The following is a 26,697-nucleotide window of genomic DNA, read 5'->3' as shown; positions in this document are numbered from 1 at the left end:
AGTTATTTTTTATTTTCTTGCCAATTATCTTTATCTTCATTCCAATTTTCAGACAAAGCATGTTTAGGCAAAATCAAGTTTAATAGAATACCGACAACTGTAGCGACACTGACACCAGTGAATTGGAAGCTACCAACTTGTAGATAGGCGTTCCCAATTCCGATAACTAGGATAACCGAAGCAATCATCAGATTACGTTTTTCATTGAAGTCGACTTTGTTATCGACCAATATTCTTAAACCGCTTGAAGAAATTACACCGAATAAGACGAAACTGATACCACCAATGACAGGACCAGGTACGGTTTGAATCAAGGCACTTAACTTACCAACGAACCCGAACAAAGCAGCGAAGACCGCCGCACCAATAACAACGTAGACACTGTAGATCTTATTAACAGCCATCACGCCAATGTTTTCACCGTATGATGTAACCGGAGGACCACCTAGAAAGGCAGCAACGATTGAAGCTGTACCGTCACCGGCTAGAGTTTTGTGAAGACCAGGATCTTTGAAGAAGTCACGATGAGTCAATTCATCCAATACCATGATATGACCCAAATGTTCAGCCATCGTTACAAAAGCTATGGGAGCAAAACTCAGAATAGCGCCCCAATAAATCTGCTTAGGCATGTAGTTGACGAACATTAAATCAAAGGCAGGCATCTTGAACCATGGTGTAGAAATAACCTTAGAAAAATCAACGATTCCTAAAGCAACGGAAAGGACGTAACCACCAACGATACCAAGCAGAATCGCAATATTACTCCAGAAACCTCTTAAATACATATTCAGAATAACTGTTAAAAAGAGGGTAAACATTGCAATACCAAAGTATTTCAAATCATAGTGGGAGCCATTCATCATGGCATTGTCAGCGGCACTACCAGCAACCGACATACCAATAACGATGACAATGGGTCCAACAACGATTGGTGGCAAGGCTTTGTCGATCCAATCTGAACCAACGAAACCAACGATAAGTGAAACGATTAAATAAACACAACCAACAGCGATAGTACCTTGAGCAACACCAGGATAACCAACAGTCTTCATCAATGAAACCATTGGAACGATGAAGGAAAAACTAGAACTCATGTAAGCTGGTATTTTACGATGTGTAATTAAAATGTGGATCAAAGTACCAACACCAGAACTGAATAAGGCGATACTAGGATCAAGTCCGACCAGAAGTGGCACTAGAACTGTCGCCCCAAACATTGAGAATAAGTGTTGTAATGATAAGAAAGCCCAGCTGCTTAACGGTGGCTTTTCGTAGACATCTAAAACCGCATCAGGATTGCGGTATTCTTTACTATTTGGATTCAAAAAAACATCTCCCCAAAATTATTTTTTTGTAAAAAAATAGTCCTTTATCCCGTGTATGCGAAATAAAAGACGTACGTGTTTCCTTATTAGCCTCACGGGACCAAAATTTAAAGGATCATTTAATTTCTTTCACTATAATTGAGTTGCATTGTAAAGTCAATAATGAAATACTAAAAGGAGATTTTAAGCGTTAACAATGAGGAGAAATTTATGGTTGAATTATATATTGTAAGACATGGTGAGACAGACACTAATTCAGAGGCTCGGATTAATGGTATGTCTACTGATATGCCCTTAAACGCCAAAGGTATCAAGCAAATTGAGGAATTAGAAGAATATATTGATATTAATAAATTTGATGAAGTCTACACAAGCCCTATGAAGCGAGCTATGCAAACAGCAGAAATTTTGAACCAGGGTGCACACGAGATACATCAAGACAAGCGCCTTTATGAAGCAGATTACGGTTCATGGGACGGCTTAAAAGAAACCGAGTTATTAGAGAAGTATCCAGACGCATTCGATGAGAACCATTATCTTTTACCTAATTACACTAAGTATGCTAAAAATGGCGAAGAATACGCTGACGTATACAAACGAGTAGAGAATTTTATGGATGAAATGGGAAAAAAGGGCGATGAGAAGATTCTAGTCGTGTGTCACGGATTCGTTAGCCGCTCATTCTTAAAAGTTACCACGGGTGCGCAAGATATTTCTAAAATTATCCAGCCTAACAATGGTGGTGTTTCTAAGTATAAAGTTTCAGCAAGTGGCAACAAATATCTTGTATACTACGGTCGTGTAAATAATATTGACTAGAGGCAAACTATGAGTTTAACGAATAAAGTACCTGAAAAAGATGTTCAGAGAACTTTTAATAATATTGCTGGCAATTACGATAGATTAAATACGATCATGAGTCTGGGGACTCATCAAAGCTGGCGTCAAAAGGCGACTCAAAAGATCAATAACCAACCTCAAGATATTTTGGATCTTTGTTGTGGTACGGCTAATTGGACTGTGATGTTAGCTCATCGTTTCATTCATGCAAAAGTCATTGGAGTAGATTTCAGTCAAGAAATGTTGAAACTAGCTCAACAAAAAGTAGCTAAGTCAAAGGTAACCAACATTACTTTGGAGTCGGGAAATGCCATGAAATTGAATTTTTCGGACAATAGTTTTGATGTCGTGACGATTGGTTTTGGCTTAAGAAATGTTCCCGACGCCGATAAGGTCTTAAGTGAGATCTATCGTGTCTTGAAGCCGAATGGACAAATAGTCTGTTTGGAAGCTTTTAAGGTGGAAACACCGATTATTAAAACTGGTTGGAAGCTATACTTTAATCATATAATGCCCCTGATGGGAAAAGTTTTTGCCAAAAATAAATCTGATTATCAATATTTAGATGATTCCGTCAATCATTTTGTCAGTATTGAGAAGCTTTGCCAAATGATGCAAAATGTAGGATTTGAAAATATTGAAGTGGATGATTTAATGATGAAAGCTGCTGCAATTCACAGTGCAGTCAAAAAAAGGCAATAAAAAAGAACACCCGGGGAAGGTGTTCTTTTATTTTTAGGGGATTAAATATATATGTTATAGGGGGGATGAGATAAGAGATCTCTCTCTCATCTACAAGTAATACTATAACTAATAAGTGTGAACCAATTATATTGAAAATGTGAAGAAATTGTGAACTTTTGAAATTATTAGAATTTAATCAAAGAAAAGCAGTTGTAGGAAGCTAACAATTGTAAAAAAGGAGTGGTTCTATGTCCAATATTCGTGATGTTGCCAAACTTTCAGGTCATTCAGTTTCGACCGTTTCCCGAGTGCTCAATCATCGAAGCTATGTTGCCAAGCAGACTAAAGAAGAAATCTTAAGTGCCATGAAGGAACTAAACTATCATCCCAATGACATTGCTAGAGCTCTTAGCACTGGAAAAACTTACCGTGTTGGAGTCGTTACGCCGTATAGTAATCACCCATATTTTCAAAAATTAGTTTCAGCAATTACCCAAGCAGCCTTCAAAGAAAATTACCAAGTCACGTTATTACCATCGCACTATAACGCTAAGAGTGAAATACATTATTTGGAAATGTTGAAACACCAAGCTTTTGATGGATTGATTTTTACTTCTCGAGCAATTTCTTTTGAAAAAATCCAGGAATATCAAAATTATGGTCCAATTACTTGTTGTGAAGATACGTTAAATTTTCCCATTTCTTGTGCTTATACTAATCGGAAAATTTCATTTATCGAAGCTTTTAAATTACTCAAGAAATTGGACTTTCAACATATCGGCGTTACGATAAGCCGTAACGAACGTGAGAGTCGAAGTGCCAAATTGACGATTGATTCATATCATGAAGTCTTTCAACATGAGATTCCTGAAAAATTGGTTATTCGTGATATGCAGTTTTTTAGAGACGGTATCAGGGCCGCAAAAGAACTAACGACTAATAATAAAGAATTGGATGTAATTTTTGCTAATGGCGACCAAGTTGCTGCGGGTATAATTTACCAGTTGGATAAAATGCAAATCAAACTTCCAGTAATTGGACAGGAGAATCTGGATTACAGTTTTTTGATGGATTTTTCAACAATTGATCATAAATTGTCAGAAATAGGGGAATATGCTTTTTGGTCTCTATTTGAAGATAAGACGGTTAAGAAATTGATTCCTTCAGAATTCATTGCTCGAGGTGCACTTCAAGAACGAATGCAAAAATAAAAACACCCTGATTGGAGGATGTTTTTATAGGGGATTATGTTGGTTTGTAGGGGGGATGAAGAAAAGAATCAGTGACTCTTTTTTTCAGTTTATACTTATTGGCTTATCGTTTAATTACGATTTAAAAGTAAATTTAAATTACGGATAGCCCATTTATTGATAAGTCTTTTATTTTTATAAATTCTTAGTCCTTTGTGACTCACTGAGCCACATCCCATGAGAGTAGAAAAATCTACTCTTCACTGAATAGTATATCGTATTTTTAAGTCAACTACTACCAACTGAGACTCAAAAGACAATAAAAAAAGTACCTCGGGGAAAGGTACTTTTTTATTAGGGGATTAAATATATATGTTATAGGGGGGTGAGAAAAGGGATTACTTATATCTCTCATCTACAAATACTATAATACTTAACCTTTATGAATTATATATTTATAAAATGTGAAGATTTTGTGAATTCGACATTTATTAAATGTACGATTCAAAATAGAATCAATCCCTCGCCCCCATATAACTATAATTAGTCGATGTCGATGTGATGTTGTGAAGGTGTTTCCTTTTCTAGTTTAGGAAGAACGACTTTCAAAACACCATTATCATAAGTAGCTTTGATATTTTTAACATCAGCTGCTGGTAAATGGTATTGTCTCATAAAGCGACCACTGGAACGCTCGGACATAATCATATCGCCATTTTCGTCATTATGATCATTGAAACTGTCACGACGACCGCTAACAGTTAAAACATCGTTTTGATAGTTAATGTCAATATTCTTCTTATCAAAAGCAGGCATATCGACGTGAACTTCATAATCCTTATCGCTTTCCTTGATATCAGTCTTCAATGATGAGTCTTCCATTAGATTGTCTTCAAAGATTGATGGGAAATTGTTCATCCAACCATCATTATTAAAAAAGTTTTTCATCAAATTGTTACGATCCATAATTTCGTTTGCCATAAATTATATACTTCCTTTGTTTATTTTTTAGCACTACTGTAGATGGAGTGCTAATGAAACGTCAAAAAAAATAGTAAAACAATTAGCTGATTTGAATGTGGTGTCCAGAGTCAACGTCTTTCTTTAATTTTGGAAGCGTCAATTGAAGAACGCCATTATCATAGGTAGCTTTGACATTGTCTGGATCAACTTCTGGCAGATTGTATTGTCTACTGAAGCGTCCGCTGGAACGTTCTGACATAATCATGTCGCCATTCTTATCATTATGATCATCGAAACTGTCACGATGACCTCTGATAGTTAAAATATCGTTGTTGTAAGTAATATCTAAGTTCTTTTTATCGACTGCAGGAAGATCAACCTTTAATTGATAATCCTTATCTGTTTCTTTAATATCAGTCTTTAAATATGAGCTTTCTGGGAAATTGGCATCAAATATTGATGGAAAATTATTCATCCAAGAATCATTATTGAACCAATTTCTCATCAGATTGTTACGATCAGTAATTTCATTTGCCATAGATCATTACTTCCTTTCCCTTCATTACAAATACAGTATAAGACCTATCCGGATTAAAATTCAAGAATTTAGCACTCTCAATTGCTGAGTGCTAAAAATGTTAAAAATATGAAAAAAATAATCATATTTGATGTGATACAATAAAATTGATAAAAAAGAGGATGTTAAAGATGACTAAACTGGTTTTAAAGCGTATCTACGATAAAGAATTGCCAGCTGGATATCGAGTTTTGGTGGATCGACTTTGGCCTCGAGGGATGTCGAAAGTTCGGGCCGATCTTGATTTGTGGGCAAAAGAAATCGCCCCTTCAACTGAATTAAGAAAATGGTTTGGACATGATCCAGAGAAATATTTAGAGTTTAAAAATAAATATTTGGATGAAATTAACAATAATCCTTATACTCAAGAGTTTTTAAAAACAATAAAGGAAGCTCTCTTGAAACAAGACGTACTTATTTTATACAGTGCAAAGGATGAGGAACATAACGATGCTGTAGTTCTAATGGAATATCTAAATTCAAATATTTAAATATTGTAGAATGGTTGGCTAATGATCATGGAAGAATTTGATTTGCAGTCTCTGTTGTCTAGTAATGATAAGTTGCTTATTCATTTACTACAATCTTATGCTCAAACCAATGAGATAGCTGTTTTTGTATTGAATAATGATGACAATTTACAAGCTGGTGTGTTTGGTAAGTTATCAGAAAGCGACGCTTTATCAAAGGTAGATAAGATGGGGGATTTATCTAAACTTAGTGTCAATAAATATAAGTATAGTATTGAATATGCCGACGCTCCGGTGAGAATAGCTGCAATTAATCAACGAATCGGTAAAGTTTGTGTTGCCTGTGATGTTGAAAAAAGCGCTGACATGAAAAATGTTTTAGTGATGCAAAAACTGAATAGACAAGTTGATTATTTACGCTATTTAATTGAAAGCATTGCTAACTTGATTATTCAAAATCGTGGAATTGATGATTTCGTTATTAAATATTCCTTGGATCTGAATAAAGAAATTGATAATCTGGACGAAAATGAAAGTGATGCTTTAAAAAGAATTAAACATTTATCAACATCGAATGGCTCAATCATAGCAGCCATCGAATTCATTGATAATAATTTGGATAAGCGTTTAACTTTAGATCAATTTTCTGGTCGAGTATATTTGTCAGATTATTATTTTAGCAAGCTCTTTAAAAGGGAAACGGGGTTGAGCTTCTCAGTTTATTTGAATGCCAGAAAAATTCAAAAGGCAATGATTCTCTTGAAAGAATCCAATCAGAGTATCAACGAGATCTCAGATTCATTAGGATTTACGAGGTTAAGTTATTTTAGTCAGACTTTTAAGAAGTACACTGGTTATGCACCTACAAAATATCGGGTTGAAGATATCAATTAATAATAAAAAATGTAGGAAAGATGGCGCGTTAATAATCGTCATTTTTCCTACATTTTTTGTAAAGGATGATTGAACGCGTGTATACGATTTATATACATAAGTCCTTTTTTTATGAAAAAAATTGTAGTAAAATTTAAACTTAATGTTAATAACTTGTTTCTGCGTAATTTAAGGAGAAATTTTTATGAAAAATGTCTTTAAAAAAGAATCTGTCGATACCTACATAAAGGCTGATTCGAGACTAACAAAGAGTTTAGGTGCAAGAGATCTGTTGTCACTAGGGATTGGAGCAGTAATTGGTACTGGTATTTTCATTTTGCCAGGGCATGAAGCGGCGTTACATGCAGGACCTGCTGTGGCAGTGGCTTTCTTGATTGCAGCATTGGTGTCTGGTTTAGTGGGGATGGCCTATGCAGAATTTTCATCAGCAATGCCTGTTGCTGGTTCAGCGTATTCGTTTGGTGCCGTGATTTATGGTGAAATTGTTGGCTGGATTCTTGGCTGGGCTTTGATTTTGGAATATTTTCTAACCGTATCAGCCGAGGCAGTTGGCTTCGCCTCGTATTTTAACAATAATATTTTAGGCGCTATAGGTGTCAATTTACCCAAGTATCTCTCAGCAGGACCACTAGAAGGTGGAGTTATCAATATCTCGGCGACTTTAATCGTCTTGGTGATTGCTGTAATTATTTCTTACGGTGCCAGTCTTTCTAAAAAGGTTGAGAATGTGGCAGTAATCATCAAAGTAGCAATCATCATCTTGTTCGTAGTTGTCGGTTTCTTCTATATTAAGTCGAGCAACTATGTGCCATTTTATCCGAAAGAGTTTCATACAAAGCCATTTGGTTTAGGCGGGATCTCGACAGCCTGCTCAACCGTTTTCTTCGCCTTTGTCGGTTTCGATGCATTGGCAGCTAACTCTGCTGAAACGATTGATCCCAAAAAGGATATGGTCAAAGGTATCTTGGGAACCGTCGTCGTTGCCGTGATTTTGTACGTTTCCTTCTCCTTAGTATTGACCGGAATCGTTAATTATAAGGAATTGAACGTTGATGATCCAGCAGCTTACGCTTTGAAAGTTGTTCATCTGGATACTTGGAATAAACTAATCACGCTTGGAGCATTGGTGGGTATCTTTACATCGTTATTAACAATGTTTTTCGGTGGCTCACGACTAGTTTACGCATTAGGACGTGATGGATTGTTGCCAAAGAAAATGGGTCAAGTCGATTTCAAACATTCAGTTCCACGTAATGCCATTATCGTGGCAACAGTCGTTCAAGCATTCTTTGCTGGATTAGTTCCCTTGACTGAATTGACCTCCTTGATCAATGCCGGAACCCTTTTAGCCTTTATCTTTATTTCCTTTGGAATAATTCCTCTACGTAAGAGAAAGGATATTCCTAACGATGGCTTCAAAATGCCTTGGTACCCAGCACTGCCAATCTTTGCAGGCTTAGCAAGCTTATATTTCTTGTTAATGCTGCCAGCTATCTCCAAGATTAGTGTTGGCTTGTGGATTGCAGTTGGAATCGTCGTCTACTTCACTTATGGTTTGAAACATTCTAAATTGCAAAATAAAAAATAGCCTCCATTTGGAGGCTATTTTTGACTCATCTCATCAATTGTTTTAGACAAATGCTTTAAATTCAATAATAGTGACTGTTTATCATTTTCTTGCCAAGAGCCAAAAGCCTTCTGCATTGCTTGCAATCTAGCCTCATTGAGGTTTTCTATTATTTGCATACCCTTTTTTGACAACTGAATTGAGCGAATCCGTGAATCCTTTTTAGAACTATAAGTTATCACTAATTCATTTCTTTCCAGCTTATCAATTTGTCGACTAGTACTAGAGTGGCTCTTTCCCAAAACATTGGCTAAATCACTGACATTTATTGGCTGCATTCTTCCAATACTAATAAATGCCTGTAGAGAAGTAGCCTCCAATTCGACTCCAGCCGCCTGAATTAATTTCTTATCACGGTCAGTTCGATTAAAGAAGACCAAGATATTGATTAAATTTTTATAGATTTCTTCTTCGATCAACTTATTTAACCTCAACAACGACACGTGGCTGAGTGGGTGCGTTCCAGGCACTTTCAATATTTTCTAGTGGGTAAGTTTTTACAGGTATTGAAATATTCTCTGCCGCCGCAAATTCAAAGACACCTTTGATACTTGCCAATAATTCTGGCATTGAAGCGCTTCTAACACCACTTCCAAGGATTTCAATTGTTGAAGAACGTAATAATGATGAAGGCAAGTTAATATCTTTTTGACCACTGGCAGCGCCAATACTGACAAAGCGACTTTTATTGCGATTACCTGCTTTAGCAATAGCTGTCATGATGGATAGTGCGCTATCGCCCCATAGATAATCCAAGACGACATCTATTCCTTCTTTGAAATATGGATCCAAGTCTTTTTCAAATTGATCGATTCCATCTTTAGTCGTCATATCAAACGGCACGGTGGCATCAGCGCCTAACTTGGATAATTTTTCGGCGTTACGACCAGCCGCAATGACCTTTTTAGCACCTAGATGGTAAGCAATTTTAACAGCCAGACTGCCGGCACTACCAGTGGCTCCATTAATCAAGACGGTTTGTCCTGCTTTGAAATGGGCACGACTAACTAGAGCCACCCAAGATGACATTCCTGGATTGGCAATAGCTGCTGCAGTAATATCGTCTAGTTCTTTAGGTATTGGTACAATTAAATGCTTATTAACTATAGTCTGTTGGGCTAAAGCGCCAAATGGTGCCGTTGGCATGGCGAAATAAACTCTTTTGCCTTCATTGGTAGTTCCAACACCATCAGTTCCAGCAATGATAGGGAAACTTTGGGTGGAAGAATAGTGATTACCTAAGGCCCGCATCTTTGTTAGATTAGTCAAAGCTGCCGCAGTGACATTGATTTTTAGTTCATCCGCTGTATTTTTTGGTTCTTTAAAAGTTGAGTAAACAGGATTGGTTCCTGCTTTGGTTACAATAGCTGCTTTCATTTAAATTCCTTCTTTTTTAGTTTTTTATTTTATGTGCATTATGCGCCTATTAATGTAGCACCAATATGTGCATAATGCAACTATCTTTAAAGTGTTGATTTATTATACCAGAAACAAATAAAAAGGCATGACCTCAAAATGTTGAAGTCATGCCTTTTAAAAGTTATTTTTCCTTATCCTTAGGCGCTTTATTGTTGTTGATAACATGAATAATCAATGTCACGATAATTGCGCCAATTAAGACACCTACGAAAACAAGATTTGGTATTTCAATATCAATGGCAGGGATGGAGAGGAACAACTTGATAGAGATAAAGAGAATTAAGAAGTAAGCCATACCGTTTAATTCAGGAATCTTACTCATCAAGCCCATGATCAATTCGGCGATACCTCTCATAGCTAGGATACCAATCATACCACCAATCAAAACGATAACTGGATTACTGGAAATAGCTAGAGAAGCTAAAACAGAATCAATTGAGAAAACAATATCCATTAATTCAATTGAAATGACAACTTGCCAGAATCTAGAAATGTGCAAGTGCTTTTCTAGAGCATTCTCCTTTTTAGGTTCAGTTGGTACCTGAACTTCTTTTTTATTGAAGAAGAAGTGTTTTAAGAAGAGATAGAAGAGGTACCCAGCACCGAAGACCTTGATCCACCAGAAGTTGATCAAATAAACGCCGACCCCAATGACTAGAAATCTAAAAATATAAGCTCCAAAAAGTCCATAAAACAGTGATTTTTCCTGTTCTACTTTGTTTGGTAATGATTGAGTTTGAGCAGCTAAAACCACAGCATTATCAACTGACAGCATACACTCCATTATTACCAACGATAAAATAACTAACCAATCTTCCCCTGATTCAATAACTGTGGCCCAATTGTGTAGGTCAAAGAAAGGTCCATACATATTTACTAGTGCATTCAATCACGATTCCTTGCTTTCTATTTGTTTTGTTGGGTAAATCATACCAGATAATTAAGTGTATTTACAATTAGTGATTATTTTATATTTGAAAATGGAAGTATACTTCCATTTTTTTGAAATATCTATTAAAATGGAAGTATACTTCCATTTTGTGAGGGGATAATTATGATTCAGCGTGATATGTATTTGAATAAACTTATTAAATTTAAGGATATCGATGCAATAAAGGTTATAACTGGTGTTAGACGTTCTGGTAAATCCGTACTTCTAATGTTATATCGAGATTATTTGAAAGGTAGGGGAATTTCTGAAAAATCGATTCTTTATTATAATTTTGAAGATTTTGATTTATTAGGAATTAGAACCCAAAAAGATTTAATTGGATTATTGACTCCAAGATTAAATAAGAATAAACATTATTATTTTATGTTTGATGAAATTCAGATGGTTGATGGCTGGCAAAGTGTAATCAATGGTCTAAGGGTAAGTTATAATTGTGATATTGTTGTAACCGGATCTAATGCTAAAATGCTTTCTGGAGAATTAGCTACGCTTTTAAGTGGACGCTATGTTGAGATTCCTATCTATCCATTTTCTTTTAAAGAGTTTCTGTCAGCTAAAAATATAGCAATTGGTTCTAGAAGAGTCGATGAGGCGTTTTTAGAATATGAACGTTATGGAGGATTTCCTTCAGTTGTATTAGCTGATGAAACAATTAAGGATACAATTTTGTCAGGCATTTTTGATACTATTATTTTAAATGATATTTCTATGAGAGCTAACGTACGTGATACAGAATCTTTACGAGGCTTGGTCGGATTTTTGGCAGACAATACAGGTCAACTAATTAAAGCTGCTAGTGTTGCGGGGACTCTGAAAAGCGAAGGAATTAACGTTTCCAATCATACAATCGAGAGATATTTACAGTTGTTAGAAGACGCATTTCTTTTTTATCGTGGCAGACAATATGATTTACGTGGACGAGCTTATTTACGAACAGCGGGCAAATATTTTATCGTTGATCCAGGTTTAAGGCGCAATGCAGTCGGCCGAAGACCAGGAAATTATTCAGGTCAACTAGAAAATATTGTATATTTGGAATTAATTAGACGAGGATATAAAGTTGATGTGGGTAAGTTGGATACTAAAGAAATCGACTTTGTAGCAAGAAGAATAGATGAAATTTTGTATATCCAAGTCACATATGAAATTCCCAGAAATAGTTATGAAACAGATAATTTATTAAATATATCAGATAATTATCAAAAATTATTAATCACTCAAAGACATTATCCAGATATAAAAGATATTGATGGAATACCAGTAATTAATATAATTGATTGGCTGTTAGAGAATTAGAAAATTTGAAACACAAAAAGTTCACCTCATTATGAAGTGAACTCTTTTGTTATGCAGTTGGTACAAATGTTGTGTAAATCAACCAGATATTTAAAATGGTTAAGACTATTGCAACAAAGTAGCCAATGTATTCAACCAATTTATTATTAACAAATTCGCCCATAAGTTTCTTATTACTTGTGAATTTGATCAGTGGAAAGATTGAGAATGGTAAAGCGACACTTAAGAATACTTGTGAAAATGTCAAAAGTGATTCAATCTTAGCTTCATTACCATGGTAAATAATCGCAAAGGTAATAACCGGGATGATGGACATTAAACGAGTAATAACACGTCTTGCCCAAAGTTTCATCTTCATATGAATGAAACCTTCCATAACGATTTGACCAGAAAGCGTACCGGTAATGGTTGAGTTTTGACCAGAAGCCAATAACGCAACGGCAAACAAAATACTCAAGACAGGACTGGCCACGGCTCCAGCAACTTTTGGATCTTGCAAGGCATTGAACAAATCAACGAAACGTCCTAAATCGCTACTAGTACCGTAGAATAATGCGGCCCCTAAAAGAAGTAGCAACGTGTTGACAACAAAGGCTAAAGTCAACTGAATATTAGAATCCCAAGTGGAGAATCTAACCGCTTGATGAATACTCTTAGGATCATCACGATCGTATTTTCTCGCTTGCGAAATGGAAGAGTGCAAGTATAAGTTATGTGGCATAACTGTTGCACCAACGATACCTAATGATAGGTAAAGCATGCTTTGATTTTGTAAAATTTTAGGTTCAGGAATGAATCCGACCATCATTTGACCAACGTCTGGTTTAGCTAAGATAACTTCATATAGGAAAACAAGTAAGATGACCATAATCAAGGTAGCGACGATAGCCTCAATTTTTCTGAAGCCTAGTTTCATCAAGACTAGCAATAGCAATACGTCAAAAGCTGTGATGATGACACCCCAGAGGACTGGGATGTTGAATAGTAATTTTAGAGCAATGGCGGAACCAATTATTTCCGCAATATCAGTCGCCATAATGGCTAATTCAGTGATTATCCAAAGGATAAATCCTCCAACACGACTAGTCCGATCCCTCGTTAATTGGGCCAAATCTCTTCCGGTCACGATGCCTAGTTTAGCTGACATGTATTGTAAAAGCATCGCAATTAAACTAGAAATCAAGATAACGGATAGTAATTTGTACTTAAATTGGGCACCACCAGCAATCGAAGTAACCCAGTTACCAGGATCCATGTAACCCACGGCAACCAAGGCACCAGGACCACTATAAGCTAACAGAGTCTTGAAGAAACCGGCATCTTTTGGAATTTCTACGGTGTCGTTAATTTCCTCTAAAGAAGGACCGTTAGCGTAGTGGATTAGGCTCTCATGTTTTTTATTTTTTGAGCTCAATGTTCTTCCCCCTTTTTATTCTCAACATATAATATCATGTTAGAGGTGTCTTTTAAATACATTAAACTTAATAATTAGGTCAACTTAACAAAAAGATGATAAAAGATAGGGATGGTAGAGAAAATCAGGCATTGGTGTTCATGAAATTTGAAAGAAAAATAATATTATTTCATAAGAAATTCTGTGTAAATGCATAATTTCTGGTTTCTAATGCTCAACTTCATGTAATTGTCACATTGTTACGATACAATATAAATGTAGGAAACAATATTTAAATTCTATAGAAAAGGGATAAAGTCGAATGAGTGTAATTTTAATAATAGTTGATATCATCTTTTTCCTTGGCGCAGCCTTCAATATTTATTGGCAGTCTCAAATTGAAATCAAATCAATTTATAAAGTTTCGTCGTTAATCTTTGCAGCCTTTATCGGAGCATGGCTCCTCTTTGCACCAACCGATCAATTATCTTACATCATCATGGTTGCTTTATTCATGTTACTTAATATTATGAATGGTGTCGGTGGGATTGGTTCAAAGAAAATCGTTATCAATGGATTTTATTCAGGTGTATTGGACTATTCACAGATTATCCATGTGACCTTGATACCAATCGAGTTGCAGGGCAGTAAACCCAAAGTGGCGGTGATTTTTAATACCAAACGACCACAACAAGTAGAAATGAATTTTAATGCGTCATATAAAGATATTCAAAAATTCTTAGATAAGAAATTATCCAATGAAGTCTCAGTTGAAGTTGGACAAATATAAGTAAAAAAGGTTTGAGAAGGAAAATTCTCAAGCCTTTTTTACTTATGTCGATTTTACTTTCAATAGCCGTATCTTATATTTGATAATTGAGTTAATTGTTGTAATTTAGATTGTTGTTCTTCTGTTAATGAAACTTTGTTTTTATGAAGTGCGTTAGAAATTGATACATTCATTCGACTTAAGATGTAGGGAACAGCTGATTCTCTTTTTTCTAGTTCATCTTTGAATTCGATTAGTACCTCTTGTAAAAGTTGACTGTTTAAATTATTAAGTAAGTCATCGATGATAGAAATTGCTTCATTACCACGATCTTTGCCACCAGCAAACCAAGTTAGTTTACTCATTTGCTTTGTCACCACCTTTTATTTTTATTTTATCATTAATCAAATAGCAGATGTTAAATACGGTGATTCAGGAATATTTTCACAAAGGAATTGAAAACTAGGTTACAATTATTATATAAAATAACTATGAAAGTGGGATTAATTATGTTTAAGGGAGATAAGAGAGAAGAGCAGATTTTATTGAGCAAACTTTATGACTTTGTCTTGAATCCTAGTATTTCTGATGATGAACGTAGGGTTGGACTCATGGCTAAAACTGATTTGGAAAAAGGTAGATATACTGTGGCTGTCCTCAACCAAATAATTGTAAGTTTTCAACAATTAGACTTAAAGAATAAGGGACTAACGCCCAGTGCTTCTCACTTTTACGATGTAATTAATTCGGCTTTGATTAAATTGAAACCTATTGGTACTAATCTAGGATATATAGGTTTTAATAATAGTTATTTAAGTTAAGTATTGGGGGATAAAAATGGTAAAAAATCGGGAAGCAAAATTAAACGATCTAATAACTTCATCATTGAACGATGAGAACGTACAAAACAATGGGGAATTAACTAAAATTTTGCGTAATGCACAATTCAAATTGAATAAAGGCGATGCTGAAAATATAGTGGCAACTAAATTGGAGAGCGCAATTAGTACTTATACATTTACGCATGGTTTAAAAGCACCCAAATCAATTGTTGAGCTATCAAATTTTTTGCAAAATGATGCTAACAAATATAAAGGATTTATGTCGATACTTACTTGGTTCGCTAACTAAACTCACACAAAAGGAGAGATGTCTGTGCTAGATATAAAAACAACGAAGAAAGTTATTCACGAGTTATACGACGCTTTACATGCACATCCAGATCAATCACCATATTTATTGAATATTACAGATGTTTTAAGTCAGGTTTATATGAAGTTGGACATAGTTGATAATCCTGAAGCTTGGTTAAGCAGACTGGTAAATTACATATATATGGAAGCTTTCGGTCGAGTTCATTTTTCTAGGGAAGAAGATAACCTTTTGATTGAATTGGGTGACCTCTCAAAGAGATCAGGACTCAATGGTAGAAATCGAGCAAACTTTAATGACAAGTCTCAATTTTATAGTTTGTTTGAAAGAATGCCTCGTCGTTGAATCAAACTAAAAAATGCTCTTAAAGATATCAGACACAAATCTGATAGCTTTAAGAGTATTTTTTTTATGAATTTATTTTAAGTTGATATTCTTTTTAGGAGTTGCTAGTGTTGTATTTCCCTTTTCTATTTATTTTAATCATTTATACTTTTCGATAATATGAAAAATCTAACGTTAATATTTTTTTGAATCAATTTTTCTATAGGTTCTTATAATGAAGTTGTGCTAAGAGTATTGCAATAAAAAAATATAGATTGGAAGCATTATTATGAAGAATATTAAATTTATAGCTATCAACGATTCTCAATTAAGTAAGGTAATTGGCGGAAGAGGTAAGAAACAAAGCAGGGGGACTAGGTATTAATTCTTAATATGAAAAAAATACAATTCACACCATATAGTAAATTAGATAACAAGCATAGAATTGCAGCCTTAGTATTGATAGTTTTTAAACTTTTAACGTTAATTTTTAATTAAAAAAGTGAAAACGAATCGAGAATATTATCAATGGATAATCAAGTTAGTAGGAATTTGAATATGTTTAATGATATTGAGAATCGGCAATTTTTATCAATAATTGGAGGACATTGGCATAACGATTTATTAAGAAATTTGATGAACATCATAGGTTTTGTGCATTTATAATTAAAATTGATATATTAAATTTAACGTAGTATATTTATAATGTTTATTTTTAACAGGAGGAAGAATTATATGTTTAAAGCATTATCAATAAATGGATTAAGAAATAATTTAAAATGATTACGTTACCGATACCAGTCGAGTATGTTGTTGATTCAATATTTATTTTTTTATGTTTTTTACTGTATCAACAGTTAATCTCTGAAAATAATATATATCTAATGAATAGATATGTTATATATTCGTTATTTTGGGGGCTAATAAGCCTGCTATTTGAAGATTATAGTTATATTTTATTTTTAATGTTTTTTATTATGTGGGATTCAATTAAACAAAAAAAGATAAATTTTGATAAAGGACAAATAAATTTACTTATATTTTCTGTCGTTATTCAAATGATGTTGTCTTTATTATGTGAAGTCTTTACGAATTTGATTTATTTAATCCTATCAAAATTATTTAATATTAGTTCTTTCTTCGTTAGTCATAGTTTTAGAAGCATTTTATCTGTGTTTGTTAATATTATATTTGTTTTAATAATTGTTAAATTGATAAGAGAAAATTATGCAAAAATAAATGAAATTGAAGAAAAGATATTATCTTTAAAATTAAATAATAGGTTCTTTCTAATGTTAATATCCATTTTTTTATCTTTTGAAATTATACTTTTCGTTGGTAATATTCAAGAAATTACTTATTTAATGAATGTGACAATATTGTTTTCTTTTATGTTTTTTGCATTTCTTTTGTGTTGGCAGATGGTTGAACTAGTGCAGTCGGTTTCCATTAGGCAAAAAACTATTAATGATATTGAACAGAATAGACAGATGCGTGAATATCTTACTAATATTCAAGAGCAATATGATGATTTGAGAAAATTTAAACATGATTTTAAAAATATAGTGCTTTCTATAAGTGCCGATTCTAAAAAAAATATGAATAAAGATTATGAGGATATTTATAAAGAGCTTGTTCAGCAAAAGGGATTTGTTGCGGATTTAGATGGAAAGACCATTTTGGAATTAAAAAAAATTGCAAACGAGCCTATAAGAGGATTGATTATTCAAAAATTTTTTAAAGCAAGATCCAATAATATTAAAATAAATATAGAAATAGTAGATGATTGTATAAAGTTTACTAAAAACTTGTTGGAAATTATAAGGGTTGTTGGAATTCTTTTGGATAATAGCATTGAAGAAGCTGCCAGTGGTGATAAGAGGGAAGTTAGAGTTGCCTTTATAAAAAATCAAGATACTATTGAGGTTTCGGTAGAGAATCCAATCAATCATTTTATAGATGTAAGGAATATATTTAAAAAAGAATATTCAACAAAGGGAAAGAATCGAGGAATTGGTCTAACTAATGTTTCCGAAATTATAAATAAAAATTCTAATCTTTTTTTAGATACAGAAATAAAAGGTAAATTCTTAAGAATTACTTTAATTGTATTGGAAGTGTAGTTAAAATGTTTTCGATATACTTATTTGAAGATAACGATGGTCAAAGAGAATACTATAAAAACATCATTAATAATATTATTATGATTAATGATTATTCTATTAAATTAATTGAAGCTAATAGTGTTGAGACGTTTAAGCAGATGTTCGTGAAACAACAGTACGGATTATTTTTTTTAGATATGGAAATTGGGGATGATGTTAAGGCTGGATTAAAAATTGCGGAAAATGTTAGGAAAAGTATGCAAGATGCAAAAATAGTTTTTTTAACGACTCATGAAGAACTTTCTTTTTTAACATTAGAAAGAAAAATATCACCGATGGATTATATTTTGAAAGATAATAAATTGGATTTTGTAAAGAAACGTATTATACAAGATATTGAATTGGCAAAAAATTATTATGTGAATTCACTTTATCAGAAAGAAAAAATTTTTGGATATAAGATTGGATCTAAATATTTTTCCGTTCCTATGAAAGAAGTAGTTTTGCTATATACTAAGAAACAATTTCCAGGTAAAGTAAGTTTAGAGGCTGACAGTCGTAGCACTTCTTTTCCAGGAAATTTGAATTTATTGGAGTCTAAGTATAGTAACTTATTAAGAGTAGATAAGAGCTATTTAATTAATAAGGATAGGGTAGTGTCATATGATCTTCATAGGAGGATATTGTATTTAGATAATAATATTCAGTGTAATGTATCATATAGAAAATCCTCAGAAGTGAGTAACCTTTTTAAATAAATATGCGTAAGTCCTGATACTGTGCAAATAGCGTTAGGCCTTTTTATTATGTCTTTAGTCCCAGTTGGGTGTGGACATAGTTGATAATCCCGAAGTTTGGTTGAGCAGATTGGTAAATTACATATATATGGAAGCTTTCGGTCGAGTTCATTTTTCTAGGGAAGAAGATAACCTTTTGATTGAATTGGGTGACCTCTCAAAGAGATCAGGACTCAATGGTAGAAATCGAGCAAACTTTAATGATAAATCACAATTCTATGGATTGTTTGAAAAGATGCCTCGTCGATAAATATTGACATTCAAAAAGTGCTCTTAAAGTTATTAGATTAATTTCATCTAATGATTTTAAGGGCACTTTTTTATTTCTGTTGAATATCATGTAAAATATTTAGCCATGGTGTCTGGGTTTAGAAGTAGTAGTTCTTTCCTGTAGTCCGTCTAACAATTCCCAAGTCGCATCTCGAACCTGCGAAAGTACTAATATATCAAGTATTATTATTCACAGTGAGGTCCTAAATGTTCATCATATTTGTTTGATATATTCAGCATTGGTAAAAATCGATTCTCCATTAAGGATATTTAATAGTACTTCCAAATTTTAAGGGTATGAATCCATATCGGGAGTATCTATTTAATGTTTTTACATCAATCTTTTTTAATCGTGGATCTATAAAATGAAACAGGTTACTGTATTCAATTGGTAACCCGGAAATACGATTTTTTAAATTCAATGATGAATCAGATTGTAGTAATGCTTTTCTCAGCTCAAGCATTATTTTGATGGGGTCTTCGCCACCATTTAACTTCTTATAAAGACGTAATAATTCTTTTCTGGTTTCGATATATTTTGAATCTGTTACTCGTTGATAAGCTATCTTTATCATATTGGAAAGGTCTTCACGCATGTTGGTTATGTTCTCCTTCTTTTGATATTGTATTGATTCATTATTATTTTATTGGTATTTGGATATCTGTTTGTAAATTAACACTTTTTATTATACATGGGAATTTAACCATTAATTAAATGGCAACATATCGTTAATACAATTTAATGAATTAAAATCACTTTAGGATGAGAAATAAGCTCGTTTATCAATAATTGTGAGGCTTTAACTCAAACTAGGGTTTCAAATCGAATACTCTTTGTAGAGGATACTAGTCACGGTAGTGAAATAAATTCTCAATTCAGTATTGACGTGTTTGGTATTAGTTACTCAATTTTGTATTACAGAGACAAGAAAAAAGTTGTCTAGTATAAAAATAAAGACATCGTCAAATTTATATCAGAATTAGTTGAAATCATTTTTAAATAAAAGTTAAAGAACTATCTTTGAGTGAAGTTAATTGATTTTTGATAACTTGAAGTCTAGGTATCATTCAATTATCTATCAGACATAGATATTAGAAACATGAATTTTGAAATTGGATTAGCCTGATTTACAATTATTTGGCGATTCTTATTTGAATCACTATGAATCAAGAATTGCACATTTGGAGATATTTCTAATGTTTAAGAGCTTTTTTAATCTCAAATTTAAATTTTCTCGATTTACCTATTGGAAATTTTTTTGTTGAGCCATTTTTAAATGTAATGATTCTAGTGGTAAAGTTAGCATTCCTTATATTATTAGGATTTATTAGGCAGGATCTACTGAGTTTCAGAAGAAAAGAATATTCTTTTTCTAAACCATTTATTTTATCGTAAAATTCATAGTTACCATTGATTGTTTCTAATGTTAATCGATGAGGAACGGCTGATGTTTCAATGAGAACAACTTCTGATTTGTCAAAATTATATATTTGGTTACCAATCTCAAAGGAAAAATTAACATTCTCTTTTTTCATGGTTTTATCTGTTATAGTTTCGGCATACTTTAAAGCATCATATAAATTATCTCGATAATCTTCAATACTTTGATCTTTTTCGATGAAGTCTATAGCCCCAACCTTATTTTTAAGGGTAATTGGTGCCATTTCATCATGAGTTGTAGTGAAAATGATGTTTGCTTGGACATCTATTTTTCTTATCTGTTTGGCCAGATCAATGCCATTTATATTTGTACCTAAATCGATGTCAAGAAAGTAAATTCCTCTGGATAAAGGTTTTTTCGATAAGTACTCAAACACTTGGTCGGGGCTTTGAGCGACTAACACTAGTTTTAATGGATCATCGTGAAACATAAGATAGCTTTCTAGTATTACTTTGATATTTTTAAGTTGGGTGGCGTTGTCCTCACATACAACTATTGGATAACTCATAATAATCTCCTACTCTTTAGTAAGGACAATTTGAACATAGAATACCCCTTTGTCCTTATGATAGTTAATAAATAAATTGGGATACTTTTTACTTATATTTTGAATATTTACCATACCAAGTCCAGAATGACTTTTTTTGGTAGAAAAACCTTCTTTACGCATATTTTGAATAGTAGGTAATTTAGAGTGAACAAGGGAATTCTTAATAGAAAAAGAAATGTTTTTATCATCGTTAATTATTGCTATTCCAATACTACCATTTGGATTATTTTCAACCTCTTCTATAGCGTTATCGATTGAAATACCCAATAATCTTATAAAATCGAATGTATTCATATTAATATCTTTAATTTTTGATTTACATTCAAAACTGTAATTAATATCAAGTGTTTTCATTGTTTTGAACTTGCTGATCAATAAACTCTTTATGTAAGGATTAGCGACATATTCTAGATCTTTATAAAAATTCATAGATGTATTTTCAAAATAATTATTTGAATAAGATGTTAATTCATTCAGTGATTTTTTTAACTTACTATTATTTTCAGATTGGGCTAATTCCTCAAGGCTTAGAATTATATTCTTATAATCATGTTTAAATTTATGCATATTCTTCTGATCAGCATCTAATTGATTGGTATATGATTTCAGATTGTCAATTTGTTTAATCAGTAATTCTTTTTCCAAACTCTCTTTTTGCTTTTTTATCTCAGATAACGAATATAAAAGAGTTAATATAGTTTGTATTATTAAAAAAAGTATTATACCAACTATCAGCTTTTTATATGCCCTGAAATATTGGATTAAACTCATAAATAAAAATAATGATATATATAAATACGATAATAAAAGACTAAAATGGAATGAATTTTGCTTTTTCATAAAAGTATTGAGGTGAAAATTTCTGTAAAGTAATATAAATAGCATTGCTAATAAAGAACAAATTATTAAGTCTATTAAAACAAATGGCAAATCATCTATAGCAAATTTTTTATTCAAGTATACTATTACTGATGAACTAACTATTGATAATGAAAGTTCTAATATGGCCCCTAAAACAATTGAATTTATTAATTGGTAATTTATCGAGTGTCCTTTGTTAAGTAAGAAATACATAGCAACCAAAAGGGTAAAGATCATCCAATTGGGAAGAAAGTAATCTAAAATAAGAGAATAAATAAACAGAAGGGATATTAAAGTGCAACCAACTGTTACTAACAATACTAATTTCACTGGGTTAGATGTTGATAATTTGAGTTATAAAATTAAAGACAAGACTTTATTTTCAAATTTGGAACTTTCAGTTAAACCAAATGAGAAGGTTCTATTGATGGCTCCTAGTGGTTGGGGCAAGACAACACTTCTAAAATTGTTGTTGGGAAAATTGCGACCCGATGATGGAAAAATTTACATTGATCAAAATAATGTGACAGGTGATTGGCAAAAAGCTCATGACAGCTTTAGTTATGTGAATCAGAAACCATTTATCTTTGATGATACTTTGAAATTCAATATCACTTTAGGTAGAAAAGCAACTGATTCAGTATTAGAACAAGTAGCTGGAGAAGCAGGATTGACTAATTTGATTCAAGAAAAAGGTTTGAATTATCAAGTTGGCGAGAATGGATCTAACCTTTCTGGTGGACAGATTCAAAGAATAGAAATTGCGCGGGCCTTACTCTCGAATCGACCAATTCTTTTAGCCGATGAAGCAACCAGTGCTTTAGATCCAACGTTATCATTAGAAGTTCACAATACACTTTTAAGGAATCCGCAGATTGCTGTTATCGAAGTTGCACATAAGATTTCAGAGCAAGAGAAATCTATGTTTGATCGAATTATTCAATTGGATAAATAAAAAAAGACTCAAGTTTTTGGATTTGATAAACATCCCAGAAACTTGAGTCTATTTTACTTGAGTAGGTTCGTTATAGCGGTAACTTCATCGTCACTAAAATCAAGTTTATCTAGTGCCTTAAGATTATCATCTAAGTGTTCAGTGTTAGTCGTTCCAATAATGACACTTGCGACCACAGGGTCTCTTAACAACCAAGCTAGTGCTAATTGGCTGAGCGTTTGGTTACGATTTTGAGCAATATCATTGAGTTGATTTAATTTTTTAACTAAACTTTCTTTACCATTTTTGAAGAGTTCTTCATTGGTAGGGTGGATCTTAAAGCTTTCAGGAATACCCTTGAGATACCTGTCTGATAATAGACCTTCAGCTAAAGGACCATAGGCAATGGCGCCAGCACCGGCATCCTTTAAGACCGTGATCAGTCCACTATCTTCAACATGATGATTCAAAATGTTCATACTCATTTGGTCTAAAACAAATGGAGTACCTAATTCTTTAAACATTTTAATAGCCTGTTTCATTTCTGGAACTTCAAAATTAGATACGCCTACGTATAGTGCTTTACCAGATTTTACGATGTCATCTAAAGCCCTGACGGTCTCTTCAATAGGCGTTGTATCGTCATAACGGTGGGCGTAAAAGATATCTACATAATCCAATTGCAGTCTGGTTAATGATCCATCAATATCTTGTAACAATGATTTCCTCGATGTTCCTACACCGAAAGGACCATCGTGAATTTCGTAGCCAGCCTTGGTAGAGATAACTAGTTCATCTCGATAGGATTTTAAATCTGTGTTCAAGATTTGTCCTAATAATGTTTCTGAACTACCTAAGCCGTTTTTGGTTCCGTCCCCATAGTGGTTAGCAACGTCAAAATGGAAAACACCTTTGTCAAAAGCGTGCAAAATAACTTTTTTACGTTCACTTAAAGGATCAGCACTACTAAAATGGTGCCAAAGTCCGAGTGAAATTGGTGGTAACATCAGACCGGTTTTGCCAGCATGACGAATATGATTTCCTTGATAACGATTATCTGAAGCTTTATACATAGAATCATCCTTTCCTAATAGCTGTTAGATAAATCATATGTCACTGTAATCGTTTTCGCAAATCTAACTTAAGACATATTCGGAAGAGATAGCTGATAATTGTCAAAGAAATCACTGTTGAGTTTCCCAAATTCGTCAATCAGAGCATGTAATTCTTCGGCTTGTTTAGAGGTTAAGTCGAAATCCTTTTCGACAGCATGTTTTAGTTGAAGATATGTTGGTTTCTTATTAAAAGTATGCAGGCGGCTAAAGAGTTTCATTGAGTAATTGTCAGCTACAAAGCTCGGACGATGGAAGTAGTATAGCAATAATACATCAGCTGTTTCGTTGCCAACGCCCTTGATAGCGTTCAATTTTTTTCGTAATAAATTAGTAGGCAGTTTTTCCCAAGTATCGAAATCATCACGGTAAGCAGTCAAGATAGCACGCAAATAAATGGCTTTGTTGTGAAAGAAGCCACTGGGTTGGATCAATTCTTGAAGTTGATCTTGTGGAATAAGCAACATCTTTTTGACATCAAAATTAGTGGCACGCTTGAGATTTGCTAAGGATCTGTCAACATTCTTCCAATTAGTATTCTGAATCAAGATCATCCCAGATAGCATCTCTTCGTTATTTTCGGCAGGCCACCAATCTTGTGGGCCTAATTTTTGTTGAAGTATTTCTAATAAGTCGTAAATATTGATTTGTTTGTACAAAACTGATTACCTCTCTACTAATATTATCTAATAAATTAGATAAAAAGTCTGAAATTATTTCTTGGAGACGTTTTCATAGAGCAATAGATTTATTTCAGAAAACAAATTGTGTTATTATAATTATCGCTGAATTAATTACAGGGGGTGTAATTATGTTAGGGGTATTTTTTGTAATTGGTTCAATAGCTTCATTAATACTTGAGAAATATGTTTTAGCCAATAATTCTCATGTGTGGTTAGGCGCAATTGTTCCGGTATTATCAATAATATTTATTGTTTGGCAAATGCTAAATGATTCGATGAAATTTAATACGATTAATGTTTTACTAGCAGTCGCTTACGTATCATTGAATTTTATTTTCTGGGGACAGGGAAATGACTTGTATCACCAGAGAGTCGTGCATAAGGTTTACAAATCAAGCGATTTACAATAAAAAACGATTCAAAGTAATTATTATTCTAAGACAACTTAGAAAATAATGCTTTGAATCGCTTTTTTTATATTTAATTCAAACTTCCACCGATAACTTCGATGTCGCCTTTGCCGTCACGTTCAACAATAGCAGTAATAGCTGCGGTAATTCCTGTGACATCATCAGCTAGTGATAAGCATGGTGTGTTGGGGCGATTTAGAACTTGATTGGGTAAGAATGGAATGTGCATGAAACCAGCTTTTAAAGCGGGGAACTCTTTGTCGATCATGTATTGAACTTGGTACATGATGTGGTTGCAGACGTAAGTTCCAGCTGTGGTCGAAACGTTACTAGGAATGCCAGCTTCAATAATTGCTTGTGCCATAGCTTTGACTGGCAATTGAGTGAAATAGGCGTTTTGCCCGTCTTCATGGATTGGCTGATTTCTAGGTTGGTAACCAGCGTTGTCCTTGATTCTGCCATCATCGAAGTTGATAGCAACTCGTTCAGGGGTCAAAGCAAAGCGTCCGCCAGCTTGACCAATGTCTAAAACGTAGTCAGGTTTGTTGTCGAGAATAGCTTGATGAACGACTTGCGCACATTTGTTGAAGATTGTTGGAATCTCTACTTTTATAATCTCAGCTCCAGCTATGGTATCGGGTAATTTCTTAACCGCCTCAATCGCCGGATTAATTTTGTCAGTGCCAAATGGATCAAAACCAGTTACTAGTATTTTCATAATAAAATTTCCTCCTTAGAATGCTAAAAAGTACATTAAAACGATTTGGATCAATAATAAGATTAAAGCGAGTGGATATTGTTGCTTGATAACCCCAAGGTTGTCCTTTATCTCTAATAAGGCTACCGGTAATGAATTAAAATTGGCAGCCATGGGTGTCATCAAAGTTCCACAATAGCCAGAGGTCATTCCAATTGCTGCCACTACGGCGGGGTTTCCACCTTGTGCAACGACGAAAGGAATTCCAATTCCGGCTGTGATGACGGCAAAGGCAGCAAAGGCATTTCCCATAACCATCGTGAAGATGACCATTGCCACACAATATAAAGTAACACCTAAGAGATGATTTCCAGCTGGGAAGATTCCTGAAATAGCTTTTGAGGTAACATCCCCGACGCCAGAGGCAGTGAAGATAACACCTAATGTAGCTAATAATTGGGGTAAAATACCGGCAGTTCCAACTGAACGAACCATTCTTTCACTGTCATGATAAGTAGTTTTGCCGTCAGTTTTGGAAAGAATCATAGCTGTAATTAAGGCAATAACAGAGGCAATCCCGATTCCGACTTGACCGCCTAGTTTTGTGAACTGACTAATCAGAATAGATAAGATGGCTAATACAACTGAAGGAAAAAAGAGCCAAGCACCCAAGCGTTTGGCTGATTTTTCTGCGACTTCCTTGTTAACTTCTTTAAGCTTGCCAACTTTGATTTGCTTGAATAGTGAAAGGATTCCTACTAGAACTAGAAGTAAACCGATGACTAGATTGGGTAAATACTTTCCCACAGCGAAAATTACACCCATAATTAGCCAAAACAATCCGGTACCGAATCGAGCAGAATTGTCTTTATCTCGAAATGATTCAATACTGGCAAAGATCATGATCAAGCCAATTAAAACATAAAAGATTTCCAGAATATTATTTACATTCATATTT

At 33.6% G+C, this 26,697-nt stretch carries 30 protein-coding genes and 1 pseudogene; 16 read left to right on the top strand and 15 right to left on the bottom strand.

Annotation, left to right across the window (positions count from 1 at the left end):
• Positions 1 to 2: 2 nt before the first annotated feature.
• The gene (locus LA20249_RS07310; protein WP_057737136.1) at positions 3 to 1,328 is read right to left on the bottom strand and encodes a uracil-xanthine permease family protein; all 1,326 of its coding nucleotides are present in this window, start codon (positions 1,326 to 1,328) and stop codon (positions 3 to 5) included.
• Positions 1,329 to 1,538: 210 nt separating this feature from the next.
• Here LA20249_RS07310 and LA20249_RS07305 point away from each other — a divergent pair, with 210 nt between their 5' ends.
• The 3 genes from LA20249_RS07305 (at position 1,539) to LA20249_RS07295 (ending at position 4,063) form a co-directional block, all read left to right on the top strand.
• The gene (locus LA20249_RS07305) at positions 1,539 to 2,147 is read left to right on the top strand and encodes a histidine phosphatase family protein (protein WP_057737134.1); all 609 of its coding nucleotides are present in this window, start codon (positions 1,539 to 1,541) and stop codon (positions 2,145 to 2,147) included.
• Positions 2,148 to 2,156: 9 nt separating this feature from the next.
• Complete coding sequence (gene ubiE, locus LA20249_RS07300; RefSeq protein ID WP_057737132.1) at positions 2,157 to 2,870, top strand: bifunctional demethylmenaquinone methyltransferase/2-methoxy-6-polyprenyl-1,4-benzoquinol methylase UbiE; 714 nt, start codon at positions 2,157 to 2,159, stop codon at positions 2,868 to 2,870.
• 230 nt (positions 2,871 to 3,100) lie between these two features.
• The gene (locus LA20249_RS07295; protein WP_057737130.1) at positions 3,101 to 4,063 is read left to right on the top strand and encodes a LacI family DNA-binding transcriptional regulator; all 963 of its coding nucleotides are present in this window, start codon (positions 3,101 to 3,103) and stop codon (positions 4,061 to 4,063) included.
• 522 nt (positions 4,064 to 4,585) lie between these two features.
• Here the strand turns inward: LA20249_RS07295 and LA20249_RS07290 are convergent.
• Both LA20249_RS07290 and LA20249_RS07285 read right to left on the bottom strand, forming a co-directional pair.
• Positions 4,586 to 5,023, bottom strand: a complete 438-nt coding sequence (locus LA20249_RS07290; RefSeq protein WP_057737128.1) for an Hsp20/alpha crystallin family protein — start codon at positions 5,021 to 5,023, stop codon at positions 4,586 to 4,588.
• Between the two features lie 82 nt (positions 5,024 to 5,105).
• The gene (locus LA20249_RS07285; RefSeq protein ID WP_057737126.1) at positions 5,106 to 5,543 is read right to left on the bottom strand and encodes an Hsp20/alpha crystallin family protein; all 438 of its coding nucleotides are present in this window, start codon (positions 5,541 to 5,543) and stop codon (positions 5,106 to 5,108) included.
• Positions 5,544 to 5,713: 170 nt separating this feature from the next.
• Here LA20249_RS07285 and LA20249_RS07280 point away from each other — a divergent pair, with 170 nt between their 5' ends.
• The 3 genes from LA20249_RS07280 to LA20249_RS07270 all read left to right on the top strand — a co-directional run bounded on the left by LA20249_RS07280 (position 5,714) and on the right by LA20249_RS07270 (position 8,534).
• Positions 5,714 to 6,073 carry a DUF488 domain-containing protein gene (locus LA20249_RS07280; protein ID WP_057737124.1) on the top strand — a complete coding sequence of 120 codons (360 nt, stop codon included), beginning with the start codon at positions 5,714 to 5,716 and terminating at the stop codon, positions 6,071 to 6,073.
• Positions 6,074 to 6,100: 27 nt separating this feature from the next.
• Positions 6,101 to 6,946, top strand: a complete 846-nt coding sequence (locus tag LA20249_RS07275) for a helix-turn-helix domain-containing protein (protein WP_057737502.1) — start codon at positions 6,101 to 6,103, stop codon at positions 6,944 to 6,946.
• A 184-nt stretch (positions 6,947 to 7,130) separates the two neighbouring features.
• Positions 7,131 to 8,534: an APC family permease gene (locus LA20249_RS07270; protein WP_057737122.1), complete on the top strand. Its 1,404-nt coding sequence runs from the start codon at positions 7,131 to 7,133 to the stop codon at positions 8,532 to 8,534.
• 14 nt (positions 8,535 to 8,548) lie between these two features.
• Here the strand turns inward: LA20249_RS07270 and LA20249_RS07265 are convergent, their stop codons facing one another.
• From LA20249_RS07265 to LA20249_RS07255, 3 genes are all read right to left on the bottom strand, one after another.
• Entirely contained in the window at positions 8,549 to 8,992 is a 444-nt protein-coding gene (locus tag LA20249_RS07265; protein ID WP_057737119.1) for a MarR family transcriptional regulator, read from the bottom strand.
• Between the two features lies 1 nt (position 8,993).
• Complete coding sequence (locus LA20249_RS07260; protein ID WP_057737117.1) at positions 8,994 to 9,950, bottom strand: quinone oxidoreductase family protein; 957 nt, start codon at positions 9,948 to 9,950, stop codon at positions 8,994 to 8,996.
• A gap of 163 nt (positions 9,951 to 10,113) precedes the next feature.
• Positions 10,114 to 10,863, bottom strand: a complete 750-nt coding sequence (locus LA20249_RS07255; protein WP_057737500.1) for a TerC family protein — start codon at positions 10,861 to 10,863, stop codon at positions 10,114 to 10,116.
• 183 nt (positions 10,864 to 11,046) lie between these two features.
• Between LA20249_RS07255 and LA20249_RS07250 the strand changes: the two genes are divergently transcribed.
• Positions 11,047 to 12,240 carry an ATP-binding protein gene (locus LA20249_RS07250; RefSeq protein WP_057737115.1) on the top strand — a complete coding sequence of 398 codons (1,194 nt, stop codon included), beginning with the start codon at positions 11,047 to 11,049 and terminating at the stop codon, positions 12,238 to 12,240.
• A 49-nt stretch (positions 12,241 to 12,289) separates the two neighbouring features.
• Here the strand turns inward: LA20249_RS07250 and LA20249_RS07245 are convergent, their stop codons facing one another.
• Complete coding sequence (locus tag LA20249_RS07245; protein WP_057737113.1) at positions 12,290 to 13,654, bottom strand: Nramp family divalent metal transporter; 1,365 nt, start codon at positions 13,652 to 13,654, stop codon at positions 12,290 to 12,292.
• A 301-nt stretch (positions 13,655 to 13,955) separates the two neighbouring features.
• Here LA20249_RS07245 and LA20249_RS07240 point away from each other — a divergent pair, with 301 nt between their 5' ends.
• On the top strand, positions 13,956 to 14,423 hold the full coding sequence (locus tag LA20249_RS07240) for a hypothetical protein (RefSeq protein WP_057737111.1): 468 nt from the start codon (positions 13,956 to 13,958) through the stop codon (positions 14,421 to 14,423).
• A gap of 59 nt (positions 14,424 to 14,482) precedes the next feature.
• Here LA20249_RS07240 and LA20249_RS07235 read toward each other — a convergent pair whose 3' ends face one another.
• Positions 14,483 to 14,767, bottom strand: a complete 285-nt coding sequence (locus tag LA20249_RS07235; RefSeq protein ID WP_057737110.1) for a bacteriocin immunity family protein — start codon at positions 14,765 to 14,767, stop codon at positions 14,483 to 14,485.
• Between the two features lie 144 nt (positions 14,768 to 14,911).
• Here LA20249_RS07235 and LA20249_RS07230 point away from each other — a divergent pair, with 144 nt between their 5' ends.
• The 6 genes from LA20249_RS07230 to LA20249_RS11665 all read left to right on the top strand — a co-directional run bounded on the left by LA20249_RS07230 (position 14,912) and on the right by LA20249_RS11665 (position 19,030).
• A complete protein-coding gene (locus LA20249_RS07230) occupies positions 14,912 to 15,223 on the top strand; it encodes a bacteriocin immunity family protein (protein ID WP_057737107.1) in 312 nt (103 codons plus the stop codon).
• A gap of 16 nt (positions 15,224 to 15,239) precedes the next feature.
• Positions 15,240 to 15,533, top strand: a complete 294-nt coding sequence (locus tag LA20249_RS07225; protein ID WP_057737105.1) for a bacteriocin immunity protein — start codon at positions 15,240 to 15,242, stop codon at positions 15,531 to 15,533.
• An 18-nt stretch (positions 15,534 to 15,551) separates the two neighbouring features.
• Positions 15,552 to 15,899, top strand: a complete 348-nt coding sequence (locus LA20249_RS07220; RefSeq protein WP_057737104.1) for a bacteriocin immunity protein — start codon at positions 15,552 to 15,554, stop codon at positions 15,897 to 15,899.
• 758 nt (positions 15,900 to 16,657) lie between these two features.
• On the top strand, positions 16,658 to 18,001 hold the full coding sequence (locus LA20249_RS07215; RefSeq protein WP_057737102.1) for a sensor histidine kinase: 1,344 nt from the start codon (positions 16,658 to 16,660) through the stop codon (positions 17,999 to 18,001).
• Positions 18,002 to 18,006: 5 nt separating this feature from the next.
• A complete protein-coding gene (locus LA20249_RS07210; RefSeq protein ID WP_057737100.1) occupies positions 18,007 to 18,741 on the top strand; it encodes a response regulator transcription factor in 735 nt (244 codons plus the stop codon).
• A 109-nt stretch (positions 18,742 to 18,850) separates the two neighbouring features.
• The gene (locus tag LA20249_RS11665; protein ID WP_157054424.1) at positions 18,851 to 19,030 is read left to right on the top strand and encodes a hypothetical protein; all 180 of its coding nucleotides are present in this window, start codon (positions 18,851 to 18,853) and stop codon (positions 19,028 to 19,030) included.
• 280 nt (positions 19,031 to 19,310) lie between these two features.
• Here LA20249_RS11665 and LA20249_RS07205 read toward each other — a convergent pair whose 3' ends face one another.
• From LA20249_RS07205 to LA20249_RS07195, 3 genes are all read right to left on the bottom strand, one after another.
• Positions 19,311 to 19,646 carry a hypothetical protein gene (locus tag LA20249_RS07205; RefSeq protein ID WP_057737098.1) on the bottom strand — a complete coding sequence of 112 codons (336 nt, stop codon included), beginning with the start codon at positions 19,644 to 19,646 and terminating at the stop codon, positions 19,311 to 19,313.
• A 598-nt stretch (positions 19,647 to 20,244) separates the two neighbouring features.
• Positions 20,245 to 21,000, bottom strand: coding sequence for a response regulator transcription factor (locus LA20249_RS07200; protein ID WP_057737096.1), 756 nt, complete (start codon positions 20,998 to 21,000; stop codon positions 20,245 to 20,247).
• 9 nt (positions 21,001 to 21,009) lie between these two features.
• A complete protein-coding gene (locus tag LA20249_RS07195) occupies positions 21,010 to 22,116 on the bottom strand; it encodes a sensor histidine kinase (RefSeq protein WP_235806731.1) in 1,107 nt (368 codons plus the stop codon).
• A 109-nt stretch (positions 22,117 to 22,225) separates the two neighbouring features.
• Here LA20249_RS07195 and LA20249_RS07190 point away from each other — a divergent pair.
• Positions 22,226 to 22,858 (top strand): annotated as a pseudogene (locus LA20249_RS07190) (ATP-binding cassette domain-containing protein); the annotation flags it as partial.
• Positions 22,859 to 22,911: 53 nt separating this feature from the next.
• Here the strand turns inward: LA20249_RS07190 and LA20249_RS07185 are convergent.
• Together LA20249_RS07185 and LA20249_RS07180 are read right to left on the bottom strand one after the other, a co-directional pair.
• Complete coding sequence (locus LA20249_RS07185) at positions 22,912 to 23,910, bottom strand: aldo/keto reductase (protein WP_057737089.1); 999 nt, start codon at positions 23,908 to 23,910, stop codon at positions 22,912 to 22,914.
• A 68-nt stretch (positions 23,911 to 23,978) separates the two neighbouring features.
• Positions 23,979 to 24,608, bottom strand: coding sequence for an endonuclease III domain-containing protein (locus tag LA20249_RS07180; protein ID WP_057737087.1), 630 nt, complete (start codon positions 24,606 to 24,608; stop codon positions 23,979 to 23,981).
• Between the two features lie 152 nt (positions 24,609 to 24,760).
• Between LA20249_RS07180 and LA20249_RS07175 the strand changes: the two genes are divergently transcribed.
• Complete coding sequence (locus LA20249_RS07175) at positions 24,761 to 25,042, top strand: hypothetical protein (protein WP_057737085.1); 282 nt, start codon at positions 24,761 to 24,763, stop codon at positions 25,040 to 25,042.
• A gap of 70 nt (positions 25,043 to 25,112) precedes the next feature.
• On the opposite strand, the gene pcp is transcribed toward LA20249_RS07175, so the two are convergent.
• Positions 25,113 to 25,760, bottom strand: coding sequence for a pyroglutamyl-peptidase I (gene pcp / locus LA20249_RS07170; protein WP_057737082.1), 648 nt, complete (start codon positions 25,758 to 25,760; stop codon positions 25,113 to 25,115).
• A 15-nt stretch (positions 25,761 to 25,775) separates the two neighbouring features.
• The gene (locus LA20249_RS07165) at positions 25,776 to 26,693 is read right to left on the bottom strand and encodes a DUF979 domain-containing protein (RefSeq protein WP_057737080.1); all 918 of its coding nucleotides are present in this window, start codon (positions 26,691 to 26,693) and stop codon (positions 25,776 to 25,778) included.
• Positions 26,694 to 26,697: the final 4 nt, after the last annotated feature.

The organism is Companilactobacillus alimentarius DSM 20249, from assembly GCF_002849895.1.
GTDB lineage: Bacteria > Bacillota > Bacilli > Lactobacillales > Lactobacillaceae > Companilactobacillus > Companilactobacillus alimentarius.
This window is presented reverse-complemented; position numbering and strand designations above follow the sequence as displayed.